The 14,812-nt window shown below is 47.9% G+C and carries 14 protein-coding genes, 1 tRNA gene and 1 pseudogene; 4 read left to right on the forward strand and 12 right to left on the reverse strand.

Features of this window, described 5'->3' with window-relative positions:
- From QXT02_RS03585 to QXT02_RS03595, 3 genes are all read right to left on the reverse strand, one after another.
- Window positions 1–1,011, reverse strand: a 1,011-nt coding sequence (locus tag QXT02_RS03585; protein WP_342811983.1) for an MEDS domain-containing protein, incomplete at its 3' end; no start/stop codon positions are given.
- Between the two features lie 15 nt (window positions 1,012–1,026).
- Window positions 1,027–1,173 (reverse strand): hypothetical protein, encoded by a 147-nt coding sequence (locus QXT02_RS03590; RefSeq protein ID WP_342811984.1) that lies wholly within the window; start codon window positions 1,171–1,173, stop codon window positions 1,027–1,029.
- Window positions 1,174–1,469: 296 nt separating this feature from the next.
- Window positions 1,470–1,559, reverse strand: a tRNA-Cys gene (locus tag QXT02_RS03595).
- A 45-nt stretch (window positions 1,560–1,604) separates the two neighbouring features.
- On the opposite strand from QXT02_RS03595, the gene QXT02_RS03600 reads away from it, so the two are divergent.
- Window positions 1,605–2,270: a hypothetical protein gene (locus QXT02_RS03600; RefSeq protein WP_342811985.1), complete on the forward strand. Its 666-nt coding sequence runs from the start codon at window positions 1,605–1,607 to the stop codon at window positions 2,268–2,270.
- A gap of 99 nt (window positions 2,271–2,369) precedes the next feature.
- Here the strand turns inward: QXT02_RS03600 and QXT02_RS03605 are convergent, their stop codons facing one another.
- From QXT02_RS03605 to larE, 3 genes are read right to left on the reverse strand one after another with little or no spacing between them, the layout of a single operon-like run.
- Window positions 2,370–3,194 carry a DUF6775 family putative metallopeptidase gene (locus tag QXT02_RS03605; protein WP_342811986.1) on the reverse strand — a complete coding sequence of 275 codons (825 nt, stop codon included), beginning with the start codon at window positions 3,192–3,194 and terminating at the stop codon, window positions 2,370–2,372.
- Window positions 3,169–3,957, reverse strand: a complete 789-nt coding sequence (locus tag QXT02_RS03610) for a sulfide-dependent adenosine diphosphate thiazole synthase (protein WP_342811987.1) — start codon at window positions 3,955–3,957, stop codon at window positions 3,169–3,171. The genes QXT02_RS03605 and QXT02_RS03610 overlap by 26 nt, the downstream gene beginning before the upstream one ends.
- Before the next feature lie 30 nt (window positions 3,958–3,987).
- Entirely contained in the window at window positions 3,988–4,779 is a 792-nt protein-coding gene (gene larE / locus QXT02_RS03615; protein ID WP_342811988.1) for an ATP-dependent sacrificial sulfur transferase LarE, read from the reverse strand.
- Between the two features lie 28 nt (window positions 4,780–4,807).
- On the opposite strand from larE, the gene QXT02_RS03620 reads away from it, so the two are divergent.
- The 3 genes and pseudogenes from QXT02_RS03620 to QXT02_RS03630 form a co-directional block, all read left to right on the forward strand.
- Window positions 4,808–6,262: a methyltransferase MtaB domain-containing protein gene (locus QXT02_RS03620; protein WP_342811989.1), complete on the forward strand. Its 1,455-nt coding sequence runs from the start codon at window positions 4,808–4,810 to the stop codon at window positions 6,260–6,262.
- A 9-nt stretch (window positions 6,263–6,271) separates the two neighbouring features.
- Window positions 6,272–8,029 carry an MtaA/CmuA family methyltransferase gene (locus QXT02_RS03625; protein WP_342811990.1) on the forward strand — a complete coding sequence of 586 codons (1,758 nt, stop codon included), beginning with the start codon at window positions 6,272–6,274 and terminating at the stop codon, window positions 8,027–8,029.
- Window positions 8,030–8,347: 318 nt separating this feature from the next.
- A pseudogene (locus QXT02_RS03630) lies at window positions 8,348–8,686 on the forward strand (ATP-binding cassette domain-containing protein); the annotation flags it as partial.
- Between the two features lie 219 nt (window positions 8,687–8,905).
- Here QXT02_RS03630 and QXT02_RS03635 read toward each other — a convergent pair.
- The 6 genes from QXT02_RS03635 to QXT02_RS03660 form a co-directional block, all read right to left on the reverse strand.
- On the reverse strand, window positions 8,906–9,607 hold the full coding sequence (locus QXT02_RS03635) for an ABC transporter ATP-binding protein (protein WP_342811991.1): 702 nt from the start codon (window positions 9,605–9,607) through the stop codon (window positions 8,906–8,908).
- The gene (locus QXT02_RS03640; protein WP_342811992.1) at window positions 9,608–10,309 is read right to left on the reverse strand and encodes an ABC transporter ATP-binding protein; all 702 of its coding nucleotides are present in this window, start codon (window positions 10,307–10,309) and stop codon (window positions 9,608–9,610) included.
- Window positions 10,306–11,250: a branched-chain amino acid ABC transporter permease gene (locus tag QXT02_RS03645; protein WP_342812092.1), complete on the reverse strand. Its 945-nt coding sequence runs from the start codon at window positions 11,248–11,250 to the stop codon at window positions 10,306–10,308. The genes QXT02_RS03640 and QXT02_RS03645 overlap by 4 nt, the downstream gene beginning before the upstream one ends.
- The gene (locus tag QXT02_RS03650; protein WP_342811993.1) at window positions 11,243–12,133 is read right to left on the reverse strand and encodes a branched-chain amino acid ABC transporter permease; all 891 of its coding nucleotides are present in this window, start codon (window positions 12,131–12,133) and stop codon (window positions 11,243–11,245) included. The genes QXT02_RS03645 and QXT02_RS03650 overlap by 8 nt, the downstream gene beginning before the upstream one ends.
- On the reverse strand, window positions 12,130–13,392 hold the full coding sequence (locus tag QXT02_RS03655) for an ABC transporter substrate-binding protein (protein WP_342812093.1): 1,263 nt from the start codon (window positions 13,390–13,392) through the stop codon (window positions 12,130–12,132). Before QXT02_RS03655 ends, QXT02_RS03650 begins: the two co-directional genes overlap by 4 nt.
- A 152-nt stretch (window positions 13,393–13,544) precedes the next feature.
- Entirely contained in the window at window positions 13,545–14,804 is a 1,260-nt protein-coding gene (locus tag QXT02_RS03660) for an ArgE/DapE family deacylase (protein ID WP_342811994.1), read from the reverse strand.
- Between the last annotated feature and the right edge of the window lie 8 nt (window positions 14,805–14,812).

Genomic DNA, 14,812 nt, shown 5'->3' on the forward strand with positions numbered 1-14,812 from the left:
TCTGAGCCTCACGAGCTCGTAAACGCACCTCTCCCCCCTCAGCGCCTTTTTGAAGTTTTCTTCAAAGATCTTTCTATTTTCATCGTCGAGAAAGTCGGTCACGCGCCGGCCAATTACCTCCTCCCTTGAAACACCCATCATCTCACAGTACTTCTGGTTGACATACTGGATGACGCCGTTTTCGTCCACGTAAGCCAACCCATCGTTCATCGTCTCGACCAGCGTCCGGTAGCGCTCTTCGCTTCTTTTTAGTTCCAGTTCTGCCAATTCGCGCTTTCTTCTCTGCTCTGCCATCCTGATTATGTTCATCTTGACGTTTTCGACAAGTTCCCTAGTGATGTTGCCGCTCCTCATCGGCAGAAAATCAGCTGGAGGTATATAAATGTGATTTTCATAAATGGAGCCCTGCATGATAATCTTGGGATGTGTGTAAATAATCTCGAGCAATGTTTTTTGGTCGAATTTTTTCTCATTATATAGACAGATCGCCGAGACCTTGCTTTTTGGAAAGTAGTAGTTCAGCTTCGCCTCATACTCAACGAGCCTTTCGGCACCGGTAGGCTTTTTCAGGGCCCAAGTCATTTCCCCGGAAATCCTCAGCCCATGATAGCCTTCTTTGATGGCTTTGTTTTCGTTCTGTTTTAGCAGCTCTACCATTCGGTCAGGATCAAAATAACCCCCATGAAGATAGGTTTCCTCGCTCGAGAGCAATTCGAATTGTTTTGACCTGAGGTGCTTCTTGAGGTCGACGCCCGCTTTGTTGAATGCTTGAATGACTTCCTCCTTGCTGCTTTCATCTAGGATATAGATACATTTCTCGTGGTTTTGAAGGCCGGCGCGGAAGAATTGGGTGAGGATGGAGAATTTTTCGTCAGCGTCTTGATAAAATCCGCATAAGTGTTCACCGGGCTCGATTCTATCAAACCCACTCCCGGCAACCCGTTCAGGAATAACCTTGGGTTCTGTCTTTATTTTTCTCCTTTTTTGTTCCTTGTTTTTCAGCTTCGGCACAAAAGTACTCTTTCTTCAGCAATTTAAAATTTTCTTTTTTTGAACCCAAGGGGACTCGTTTTTTGCTCTTGAAACGTGTGGCTTGAGCAGTATCATTATCAGAATAGTTACTGCTCCCATTTCCAAAATTGCGATCATCATTCCGGCAGTCTCCTCACCCAAGGCCTCAACCGGTGGAAAAGTTTTCGATACGTGGTCTCCGAGCAAAATTCTCTTTTCTGTAGTTGTGCCCACCACTACAAAATCTCCCCAAGTTGTTGATACAGTGGAGGACGTAAACCTCTTCGATATTGTGTATCCTTAGCCACTTCGCTAACCAAAATGAAAATTAAGCGCAGGATTAAATTCTGGGAATACTGAGGGATAGAGGATGTGATTTACTTTACGCGTGTTGAAAACCTGAGGTTTGAAAGATTTTCGGCCGTTAACTAGTTTGTCGGATTATCTTTCTCATTTGGTGGAGCCGGGGGCCGGATTTGAACCGACGAATAGCGGGTTTCAGCGGATTTCACTGCAGCCCACCGCCTTAACCGCTTGGCTACCCCGGCACGCAAGATAATATAACGATGTTTATTTAATAAGTTTCGAGGTCCATGCCTAGGGAAAAAGTGGTCTGTCTGGTCTCCGGTGGCATCGACTCGCCGGTGGCGATGGCGCTGGCCGCGAGGAGGTATGAAGTCCTGCCGCTTCATTTCTGCCTTTATCCCTATACCTGCGAGGACACATTCATGGTCGCGATGAGGGTGCTTGAGGATCTGAAGAGAAAGGTCGATTTTGAGAAGCTCATCGTCTATCCTTGGGCGAAGATCCTGCGAAGGATAATGGGCGGTCAGGAGAGGAGCTACGCTTGCCTAGAGTGTCGGCGCGGCATGTTTCGGGTGGCCGAGATGGTTTGCCAGAAGGAGGGTGCCTCGGGAATTGTCACGGGGGAGGTGCTGGGTCAGAAGGCCTCGCAGACGCTGTCCAACCTCTGGGCCACCACGGCTGGGCTGAAGTTCCCGGTGCTACGCCCGCTGCTCGGCATGGACAAGGTCGAGATTGAACAGATCTCGAAGAGGCTCGGTATCTGGCACGAGGTCCACGCCGGCTGCTGCTATGCGACTCCAAAGCACCCGCGTACCCAAGCACAGCCCGCGAAGGTGGACTCCCTGTGGAAAATCCTGAAATTGGAGGAACTCATCAGGGAGCAGATGAACAACGTGTTAGAGGTGAGAACCTTCCAAGAGGACTTTAGGGCGTATTTGGAAAAGCTGGTTTAGTCGACGAGACTGTCAACTCCCCGATTGACAGCGGATCCTTTGGAAGCTTGAAAAAGACAATTCCCCACTCGACATTATTTGTGTATCCGATAGAAAAAATCAAACCGATCTCAATTCCCTCAGCATTTTAGAGTGGGTTTCGCAGAACTCGCTTTCCTTTGGCCCCAGCTGCGCCAAGATGACCTCCTCCTGCCAATGGGCGTTGTAGAGGCGGCAGGTCTTGATCTCGCAGAAGGGGTTGGAGGTCAGGTGGTAGAACAGCGCCTGCATAACGTAGCCCTTCATCACCTCGGTGAGCCTCTCATCATCGTAGTCGATGAAGCGGCCGCGGAACCTCTCCTTCAGCTCCTCGTAGGCGATGGCTCCCAGAGCTAGGTAATGTTGCCTCAGCGCGTAGAATTCCCTAGGCTTGGCCGGCGCCTCCACGATTCCGGTCGTCGATATCAGGCAGGGAAAGCTGTAGAGGCTCACCCGGGCGTGGTATCTCGCGTCGGCATCTTCCCAAGTTCCGAAGAGCCGGTTGGTGAAGATGAGGTGCAGGTGGTTTTGGGTCCTCTCCTCCTCGGGGATCAGCCTCAGAGCTAGGCTCTTGAGGGCAACACCGTCGTAGAGGAGCCCGAGGAGTCGCTGCTCCGGGTTCTGCAACAGCTTCAGCTCCAGGTTGATTTCTCCGGGAAGTGGTTCAAGGAAAGATTCTTTTTTCATCGGGTCGCGAATTCTTGCCCGCGCCATGGCTCGAGCTAGCTCTCTGAGGGCAACACCATCGCGTTGGAAAAAGAGCGGTTCCCTTATATCCACCGAGACATGACCCAACTTCTCGGCCAAGTACTCAGAGATCTCCCCAAGATTGAGGGTTTTCGAAGACCTGTCCTCATAGAGATGGATTCTGGGCAGAATTTTAGCCGCTTTCTCTGAGCTTCTCATAGGCGACATCGGCGGCCCGCTTTCCGCTCATCAGCATCGCACCGAAAGTTGGTCCCATTCTGGGCAGCCCGTAGGCGGTCGATACTGCCATCCCAGTGACAATCAGCCCCGGATAAACCTCGCCCGTGTGCTCGACAACAAGGTCCTCGGAGCGTTCGACCCACATGGCCCCGTAGCCCGGGACCTTGAGCAGCCCGCGCTTCTCCAGCATCCTCACCACAGCCGCGTCGTGACCAGTGGCGTCGATGACCAGCTTGCTCTCCAGCCCCACGGGATCGACGCAGGTTATCTCCCGGGGCAGCGCCGAGACTGGGGTCCAGTTGACGACCACACCACCGACGCGTCCCTTCTCCTTCAGGATGACGTCATCGATCAGCGTCATGTTCAGAATTTTGACCCCGGCGTCACAGGCGGCAGCGATGAGTCTGGAGCAGGCGTGGGGGCCGTCAGCCACATAGAGTCCCTTGGAAGATTCAGTGAAGGGCACTCCCAGCTCCTCGAGGATTTTCTGGGCCGGTGCCCGCACGGTGACCTTGTTCATCAAATAACCGCCAATCCAGAAACCGCCGCCGAGGTAGTTGTTGCGCTCAATCACCAACGTGGCCACACCGCGCCGCGCCAGTTCTCTGGCCGCCATGAGCCCGCTCGGTCCTCCGCCTACCACAATAATATCGCTCTCGGCATAGCGATGGAAGTCCCTCATGAAGCCCTCAACTATGGCTCGGGTGACTTCCTTTTCCCCAGATGGTTCAAAGGTCGGCATTTTCTCCCACCAAATAACGTCGTTCCTTACTTAAAGGTTTGCTCCACCCATTCTATAGCCGCCTCTGTCGATGGCAACGGTTGGATAGCCCATTGCCTTCAGAGCGGAGATTATCCTCTCCTCAAGCTCTTTGGCACGGTCCAGCTCCTCCTTACCCACCTCCACCCTCGCCCAGTTTCCGTGATCCCTGACCCTGACCACGCGGAAGCCCAGCGAGCGGAGGAACTCCTCGCCACGGGCTATTCGTTTAAGTTTTTCCGCGGTGATTTCTTGGCCGAAAGGTATTCTGGAGGCTAAGCAGGGGCTGGCTGGCTTTTCCGCGTTGGGCAGCCCATATCTCAAGGCCAGCTTTCGGACCTCATTTTTCGTTAGCCCGGCTTCCGCGAGCGGGCTGATCACTCCGAATTCCCTTAACGCACGTAATCCCGGTCGATAATCTCGGTGGTCATCGCGGTTGGTGCCGTCGAAGATATGTTTGAAACCGAGCTTCTTCCTGATTTTCTCCAGCCTTTCGAGGAGCTCCCGCTTGCAGTGGTAACAACGCTCGGGGGGGTTCCTGCAGAATTCAGGATTTTTCAGTTCATTTGTCTTGATCACCAGCAGCCTGATACCGATCCACTTCGCCACGGATCTGGCGCTCTCCAGCTCCCCAGGAGGATAGGTGGGTGAAATGGCCGTGATAGCCACTGCTCGGTCCCCCAAGACCTCGTGTGAAACCGCGCACACCAGAGAAGAGTCAACTCCTCCGGAGAAGGCGATGACCGCGCTCTCGCAGGCTTTGATGCATGACTTTAGCCGTTGTTCTTTATTTTCTATTGACATCGGTGCCGCCCCATTAACCATTGTTCGCATGCAGGTTAAACTGGTTTGTGCGGGCACCTGCTGCGAAAGACATATAAATGACTTTTATAACACTGTTATGGGTGTTCACATAAAAACCTTTACCCGAATGGAGCTGGGGTCTCCGCAGGAGCTCGTCTTCGGCCGGGCTAAGTATCCTTTGAGATATGGCTTGGGGTTGGAGGTGGGCAGTGGTTCAGTGATCCCAGAGCTGAAGTATTCTCCGCGACCAGGCAAAGAACAGAGCCTAACTTCGCTGAAAAAAGAGTACGAAACGATAACTAAGGATATCCTCGACCGGGCCATTGACGTCGGGCTACCTGCCGTGCAACTTGAGACGGAGCATGTGGTTCAGATGACGAGCAATCCGAAATGGGGCGCTGAGATAACCGCACTGCAGAAGGAACTGTTGGAGAAATATCATGAGGAGCACGGCATAAGGTGCGCACTGAGGCAGACCATTGCCGACATTAGGAAGACGGAGCTCGATATGAGGGAAGGAGCGGAGTTCAATAAGGTTATTGAGTCCTTCGAGCTTTGTGCCGAGTCAGGAGCAGATGTTCTGGCAATTGAATCGCTGGGCGGGAAGGAGGTTTTCGATTATGCGATAGCGAGACAAGATGTGAGGGGCATCCTTTTCTCGCTGGGGGTTCTCGCTTGCCAGGATATGCAGTTCCTCTGGGAAAATATTGTCGGCATAGCCAGAAAGAACAACGTCATACCCGGCGGCGACACCGACTGCGCGCGCTCCAACACGGCCATGTTCTTAGCCGGGGGCTACAGGAGCAATGAGTTACCCCACACCATCGCCGCGATCGTTAGGGCTGCCGGGGCATCTAGGTCGTTAGTGGCCTTCGAGTCGGGCGCAACCGGACCGGATAAGGATTGCGGTTATGAGGGAGTGATAATAAAAGCTGTTACCGGCCGGCCGATTTCCCAAGAAGGAAAGAGCTCGGCCTGCGCGCATTCGAGCCTCTTGGGCAACATCGCCGCTGTGGCTTGCGACCTTTGGTCCAACGAGGCCGTCCAATATGGTGATATGTTCGGCGGAAGCACACCCCAAGTCTTCACGGAGATACTGGGTTATGATGTTGCCCTCTTTAACGCCGCGTTGGCCACCGGCAACGAGTTGAAGCTCAGAGATCTGCTTGCCCTTTCGGACAGGTACCGTGATCCGCAGGCGCTCATTTTGGCCCCGGAAAATGCCTACCGCATAGGCAAAACCATCGTGGAAAATTCTAAGGACAGTTATCTGAGGACAAAGTCAGCCATGTTGGAGGCGACGAGAATAATCGAGGAAAATAAGGAGAAGCTCCAGCTTTCTGATCTGGAGCGCAGGTCTCTGGAAAAAGCAATTGTGGCGCTTTCCGAGTTTCCCGATGATGGGGATAAGTTTACCTCCGCTTGTCTTGATATTTACCGTAAACTGGTTCCGGGCTTCAATCCGAAGAATTATGGTCTTTGAGGTGATGTTATGAGCTTTACACCAAAGAAGCGGGTAATTTCGGCACTTCTGGGCGGAAGGGTTGACAGAATTCCGGCCACGGCGGTCTGTCAGACGGCCACGCACGACCAGATGCAGGCGATAGGTGTGGGCTGGCCGGAGGCCCACCTAGACGCGGATAAAATGGCGAAGCTCGCCAGCGCGGCATACACACTGACGGGTCTGGAGACGGCAAGGGTCCCGTTTGATCAAGCTGTTGAAGCCGAGGCCCTTGGCGGGAGGATGGAGATCAAGGCGGAGATCCCAGCCATCGTGGGGCACTTGAATGATTTCTCGGAGTTGAAGATACCTGAAAATTTCCTAGAACTGGGACGAGTGCCGGTGGTACTCGGAGCTGTCGAAAAGCTCTCTGAAAAATTTGGCGATGTCCTGCCGGTGATGGCAGGGATAATCGGTCCGTTTTCAATTGCGACACAGATCTTCGACCCCAGCGACATGTTGAAGTGGACCATCACCCGGCAGAGAGAGAGTTCGGAAGTCCTGTCGGCGCTGGTTGATCCGCTGGTCGAGTACGCGAACGAATTGACAAAGAGAGGGGCTGATATCATAATCATCGAGGACATGTTTTCCTCCCAGCTTGGCAGCAAGGCGTTCCGCGCCGTAGCCATGGAGCCGCTTAAAAAACTGGTGGAGAGGATCAAAAACATCGTGGTCATTCACATGTGCGGGAATATAACCAAAATGGTTTCCGATGTGGTCGAGGTCGGTGCCGATGGTCTGAGCATAGCTAAGGAGACGGATCTCGCTACTGCCATCCGCAGCGCCCGCGGTAAAACAGCAATCATTGGCAACATTGACCCTGTCAGCGATCTGATGTTAAAAGGAAGTTCGGCGGTGGAGGCGGCGGTGAGGGCAGCGATCGATGGCGGCGTGGATTTGGTTGCTCCCGGATGCAGTTTGGCGCCGGCAACGCCGATGGAAAATATAAAGCAGATGGTTCTTCAGGTGCAGCGCTACGGTGGAAGGGTGGAAGCAGTGGCGCCAAGGGAAGTTGATTTGGGAAAGATCTTCACTAAGTACGGGGTAGTGAGAGCAGGCCCACCGATATATGAGTCCTTGTTGCCAGTAGTTGCTGAGCTGGCCGATGTTGCCAAAGCGGTAGTTAGGGGCGATTCCGCAGCGGTTGAAGCCGCGGTCCGTGCTGCCTTGGAAAAGCTGGAGCCGCTGAGGGTCATTTCCGATGGATTGACCGCGGGGATGACCATCGTGAGCAAGATGTGGGAGGATGGTGTTTACTTCCTTCCTGAGGTGGTAAATGCCGCTGATGCCATGCAGGCAGGTATCTCGCTGTGCGAGAAAAAGATGGGACGGGCCGCGACTAGGAAGGCCAAGATCATCACCCACGTGGCGGAGGGTGATATCCATGACATCGGTAAGAATATTGTTTCGGCTCTTCTGAACGCGAACGGGTTTGAGGTCATTGACTTGGGGAGGGATGTCCCGGTGGAAAGGGTTGTCGAGGAGACCAAGAAAAATAAACCGCTTTTGGTGATGGGAACGGCTTTGATGACCACTACGATGACGGCCTTCCCGAAGCTGGTGGAAAGATTGAAGCAGGAAGGATTGAGCACAACGCTCGCCTGCGGCGGTGGAGCAGTTAACCAAGAATATGTGGAGACCTTTGAAAACAGCGTCTTCGGCGACAAAGCAGTAGACGCGGTGAAAATAGCCGAGCTGGCGCTAAAAGGGCTTTCTTGGCGCGAGATAAGGGGGAGAGTGCATAAGTAGGAATTGCTCCTCAGTTTTTGTGGCTTAAAATTCTTTTGATTTTAAAAACATAAGGTTCGAATTTCGGACTATCAAGTTATAAGCCGAATGCGCTTACTATTTTTACCCTATGGTAGTTAATTTTTGAAAAAGCCCGGATATTTTCTATCGAATTCCTAATTTTTTGGTTCGTTAACTAAAATATTTAAAAGAAAGTGGACGAGAATTTAAGCGAGGGTCGTTAGCTTGGCTAAGAAAAAGAAAACCAAGATTTTTGGTAAAAAGACCCCAGCAAGAAGACAGACACGTTCGGAGAGAAAGAATGAGATTGTCGTAGAGATGAAGGACATCGTGAAGAAATTTCCTGGCGTGGTTGCTAACGATCATGTGAATTTTGAGGTCAGGGCTGGAGAAATTCACGCCTTGCTAGGGGAAAATGGCGCTGGGAAAACGACATTGATGAATGTTTTATATGGTCTATATCAGCCAGATGAAGGGGAAATATACGTTCGTGGGAAAAAAGTGAACGTAACGTCTCCGAAGGACGCGATCGATTTAGGAATAGGGATGGTTCACCAGCACTTTATGCTCGTGCCTCCCATGAGCGTTGCTGAAAACATAATTTTGTGTTTGAAATCCTCGAAGGAACCATTTTTGGACCTAGAAACTGCGGAGAAAAAATAACCGAGCTGTACCGGTTCTGGCGGCAGGATCAAGAATTATATTCAATTAGGATTTTGTAACTTTTTGTCTCCCAATAGGCTTTAGCTATTTCCATAGCCTTATGGTTTATCTCACCACACGCCTTGTTTTCATCAAGACATTCAATAGCAAAAGCAACTTTAAGATCATACTCCTCCTTTGGAGTTGCGCAAATTCTTATTCCTTTTTTTGGCGTCAACCAAAGAATAAGGAGGCCAACTTGTCTGGTCTGTTTAAAATACTGTTATCGCCTCGATATTTTATCTCGCCTGCTGAAAGCACATAAACTCGATCACTTAACTTTGCTATGTCTCCTAAAACTTGCTCAACTGCAAGAAAACTATAGCCCTTTTTTTTCAACTGCTTTAATTCCTCTGCTATTAGACTTCGTTTACCTATATCCAGACCTAAGGAAGGTTCATCTAGTAAAATCAATTTAGCACCGGAAACAACAGCTCTGGCTATGTTCAGCATTTGTCTTTCTCCTCCGCTTAGAAAACCAGCTTTTTGTTTTTCTCTATCTTTTAATATTGGGAAAATTTCGTGAACTTTTTGAATATTCTGTTTAAATTCGGCTTTATTTTTCAAATAACGCCCAGCAATTTCCAAATTTTCCCTTACAGTCATGTCAGGAAATACCATAGCGCCTTGGGGGACGTAGAAAATTCCTGATTTTATTATATTACTCGGACTTAGCTTTTTTAAACTTTTTCCTTCAAAAATTATTTCACCTTCGTAAGGTTTTAATATGTTCATGATAGTTCTGAGAAGGGTAGTCTTACCCGCGCCGTTAGGGCCAATTACAAGCGTAAATTTGCCTCTTTCTGCTTTTAGGTTTATTCCATGAAGAACCTCGGAGCCTCCGTATCCGCTTCTGATGTTAGTAACTTCGAGCACCTAAAACCCCCTAAAGTAAACATCATGCAAAATTTTACTTGATTTTATCTCTCTTGGAGTTCCTTCTTCTACTTTCTTCCCTCCGTGAAGCACATACACATAGTCCGCTATAGAGAAGAGCTGATCTAGGTTATGTTCCACTACCAAAATAACTTTTCCGTACTGTTCATTAATATCCTTTATACAATTTAGCATCTTTTCTATACTTTTTGAATCCAAACCGCCCAAAGGCTCATCTAACAAAAGTATCCAAGCATCCGTTGCCATGGCTCTCGCTAATTCCAACATTTTCTTTTGCCCATAACCTAAATCTGAAGCTAATCTGTTCTTCACTGCCATTAGGTCGAACATTTGCAACAATTCGTTAAGTTTCTTAGTGTTTTCTAGCGAAGGATTGCTAACTAAGATATTGCTTTCTACAGATAATTTAGAAAACACTCTTGGAAACTGGAAAGTCCTGCCAACTCCCATCCGCGCGATCTCATGCGGTTTTAGCCCAATCGTGTTTTTACCTTTTATTTTGACTTGGCCTTCCTCTGGTTTAAGGAAACCGTTTATAACATTTAATAAGGTAGTTTTGCCAGACCCGTTCGGCCCTATTAAGCCAAATATTTTATTTTCTTTTATATCAATAGAAACTTTCGAAAGCGCGGTCACCCCAATGAATTTCTTTGTCACTGACTCTACATTTATAATACTCATCCCCCCATTCGTTGTTTACCTAATGCTTTCTTAATGGCCCCGAGCATGCCAGCAGGATAAATTTTTAAAACCAATATTACTAGAACCCCGTAAATAATGTATGTCCAAGGCAAACCAATCTTTATTGGCAAATACCTCATCAAAATACTTATTATGACCGAGCCAAGGATGCACCCAGCCAATTCATTGCTCCCCCCAACGACAACCATTGCTATCGGCAGGAATGAATTAGGAATTGAAAATATTGTGTAGTCTGCATGAGAGGTATAGAGCGCAAAACAAGTTCCTCCCAATCCTGCAAAAAATGAACTCACAAAGAAAATTAACACTTTAAAGTAAGTAACGTTTATCCCAAGCGATTCTGAAGCTAACCCGTCTTCTTTAATTGCCTTCAGTTTTATACCAATTCTGGAATTCTCCACGAAGAATATTGTCAACGTGCAAATCAAAAATATTACAAACACGATTGCATAAACCTGACCTACAGCTAAAATCTGTGTGCCGATGGAGATGCCTTCTTCACCGACTTGTAACAACGATATCCAAAAAGCAACTTGAGAGGCAATCAAAATAGCAATCCCTTGATATGCCGGCCTCAATCTGATAGTTGTTAAGCCAACTGTTCCGCCTATCACGGCCGCTAATATGGGAGCTAAAATTAATGCAACTATAGGAGGAAAATTGAACTTGGATAAAAAGATCATAAGACTAAAGGCACCTATTCCGAAAGGCAGGGCATGGCCCAAACTCAATTGCCCCGAATAGGTGTATAGGATGTACCAGCTTACACTAAGCACCAAGTAGGAAATTAAATACATAAAGGTATAACACAAATAGCTAAAACCTGTGAAAAAAGAGAATACAAAGATTATAGCCAACCCAAGAATTACGGATAAACTTAATTTCCCCTTATTTACATATGGTTTTAGCTTTTCAAACACGTTCAACCAGACCACCAAGTAATCCAGTAGGTTTGATTAGCAAAATACAATACATCACTAATAACACTATCACAATTGCATATGCTTGAATAAAAAACAATCCAACAGAGTAAACGAGTCCAAATATTAGCCCTCCGATTAGACTCCCAAATATATTTCCTATACCTCCCAAGGTAACTATCACAAAAGCTAACGGAAGCACGCTCCAACCGGCAGCCGAATTTACGCTGAAAACAGAAGCTAACAGTGCTCCACTAGCTGATGCAAGTGTGCAACCTATACCGAAAGTTATGCAAGCCAATAATCCGCCGCTAAGACCCAACGCCTCAGCTAGCTCCTGATTCTGAGCGAATGCATAAATTCCCTTTCCAAGCTTTGTGTATTTAAGAAATAGATAAAGTAAAAGGTAAATGAACAACGATACGATGGACACGAGAAGTAATTGATTAATTATAAATACGCCTGGGATCACTTCTAGCGAACCTAGTACTATGCTTGGAACTGCTACGGAGCTACCCCCAAATACAAAGAGCAGTAAATATTCTGTTATCGTCGCAAGAGCTAAAAAAGTTATCATTACCGTGTTTTGTCCATCTGGGTCTGTGGTCACCCTCAAATTAGTGGGGAGAACGTAATAAACTACCCCCGCCGCTATTGCAAAGGTCACTATGACCGTAAGCAATATAGAAATGAATAAGGGAAGATTAAAAAAATAAATAAAAGAAAAACAAAAAAAGCCACCTAGAATGTAGAATGCGCCGTGAGAAGTGTTTACTATTTTCATCACACCATAGATCAGAGAAAGCCCTGCCGCGATTAGACTTAATGTTAATCCGTAAGCTATGCCTGCAAGCAGAGACGAAATTAGTTCTGCAGAAATCATTTTGCAAACACCGTCTCAGTGGCTGGATTAATTGGGCTAGTTTCAGCAATTGCTGGTGGCCAAACCACTTTATATTTAATAGCTCCTCCCTCAACAAACACTTGGTAAATCGTGCCGCAGATATACTCTAATCCAACTTTTGGATTGTGATTGGATTCAAAAGCTCTTCTTCCTCCTACTCCAGACCAATCAGTTTTCATTAACGCAGCAGCTACAGCGTCTGGGTCCAGCGATCCAGCACTTTTTATGGCCTGAGCTAGCACCATCACTCCATCATATGCATCAGCAGAATAGTGGTTGTAGTCTATCCCATACTTGCTCTTTAATTTATCCCCAAATGATCTCACAGCCGCCCTGTTAGTCATTGTTGACGTCACGCCCACGAAAACATAATTCATGCCTCCAGGCATTGCGGCCTCAACTGAGGATGCTTGCCTCGAATCAATCAGCAACGTTTCAAAGTGAAGAACAGGAATTTTTGAAGCTTCCTTATTCATCGAATACTGTTTCTGAAAGTCTATTCCATTGACACCCTCCATTATGACAACAGTTGCATCAGGTTTAACGGCCACTACTTGATTGATAGGGACTGTATAATCTGTAGCGGTGCCAGGATAGTAACCCTCGAACACGCATTGAATGCCTGTTTGGGATGCAAATTCTTTAGCGAAATTCCCCACCTCATGAGCATATTTATAATCTTCTGCTAAGTACGAGTATGTTTTGGCACCTATTAGTTTTAACCATTCCACTATAGCTCTCGCGTAACCGCTGTCAGGTAGAGTTACTCTGAATAGATACGCGTTCTGCGGTGATACCATCAGCGCATCCATACTGGAAACTGTCAATATTTGGATAATCTTATTAGCACTTGTCAAAGGAAGTACAGCTGCAACGTCACCGCTCCAATAAGGCCCTATCAAAAATTTAACTTCTTCCTGTTGTACAAGCATTTGGGTAGCAGAAATAGCCGTATCTGTACTTTGTCCTTCATCTTGGACTATTAGGCGTAATTGTTTTCCTAACACCCCGCCGCTCGCATTTAACTCTTCCACAGCTAATTGGGCACCATTGACAGCCCATTTGCCAGCTTCGGCAAATGTCCCACTAATAGGGGCAACCATCCCAATAGGAATCTCACCTCTACTGGTAGTAATGAAGTAAAATCCGATTGAAATCAGTGCAACGACAATGATAACTACTGTAATAACAACTTTGGTTTTCCCTTTCGTTTTTAACCACCTCCAGATTTGTTTTATTAAGAATAACTTAAAATAGTAGAGGTAAACATATTAAGGTCTTGCAACAACCCCTTAATAGTTAATATCTGTGGCACTTTTGGTCTACGAAACGATAAAAAAGAAAGAAATAGGAAATTTAAATATAAACTGCCAGCTCATGGTATTTTTGCTTAACAACACCAATCCGCCATTGTTAAAGCAATAGTTTTAACCGCGGTGATGACGTCTTCTATGCTAACCCATTCGTCGGTCGCGTGCATTTGCGCGGTTTTGCCCGGGCCGAAGATCACGGTCGGCGTCATCCCGTATTTGATGAGAAAGCGCGTGTCTGCAGCCCCCTCTCTCCCGCTCACCATCGCCTCTTTGCCGGTTACGTCTTTAAACGCGGTAGCCAAGGTTCTGCAGATGGGATGATCGGCCGGAATTTCAGCCGGCTCAGCAAAATATCCCTTAAACCTCACCTCAGGGGGATTATTTCTTAGCCAGGGGTCTGTTTTAGCCATATTTTGAACCTGTTCGACAAGCTGCTTTTTCGCCTCCTCAGAGTCTTCACCAGGCAGGGTTGCCATGCTTCCCCTGAGCACGCACCTATCGGCCAAAGAGCTGGGAAATTCACCCGCGTCAAAGACCCCAACCGAGCATGGTAGCGCCCCGCGATTGTCGGGATATAAAGGATGTTTCAGCTCGTTTATTCTTATTTTTTCAAGGTCAAGTATCGCCTGAGTAACTTTGTAGCCTTTTTCAATGGCATCTACTCCCTCCCATCTCCTAGCTATTCCTGCCGGCTTACCCTTAACTATGATTTCAAACCAAATCCTGCCAATACATGCCGGCTGAATATTTAAATCACTACTCTCGCAGCAGATGCCGGCGTCGGCCCTATAGCCCTTCAGTACACATGCCAAAGTGCCGTGCCCGCTCCTCTCCTCGTCAACCACGTACTCCAGAATGATGTCGCCTTTAGGTCTTATCCCCGCTTTAAGCAGGCAATCTAAGGCCATTGTCATCGCAGCCAGACCGCTTTTCATGTCGGAGGCCCCCCTGCCGTAAAGCCTGTCTCCCACTATCTCGCCACGCCACGGGTCGTGCTTCCATGCGCTTGGATTAGCAGGGATGACGTCGACATGTCCGTTCAAAAGGAGAGATCTGCCACCGCGCCCTTTCAATACACCAACAACGTTAGGTCTGCCTTCATAACCTTGATCGACCTGCACGTAACCGGGATGTTTTTTCAGCTGCTCCCAATCAGGTTCCCAGACATCTATCTCTAGTCCCATTTCGCTGAGTCTACTCGCGATGAACTCCTGTATCCACTTTTCTTCACCAGTGACGCTTGGGAAAGAGATTAATTCCTGCAGAAAGGCAACTATTTCTTCCCTTCCCTGATCTATGGTGTCAAGGATTGCTTTTTTCATTTCTTCCTTAACCAAACAATACA

This window comes from Hadarchaeum sp. (SeqCode), from assembly GCF_038871235.1.
Lineage (GTDB): Archaea > Hadarchaeota > Hadarchaeia > Hadarchaeales > Hadarchaeaceae > Hadarchaeum.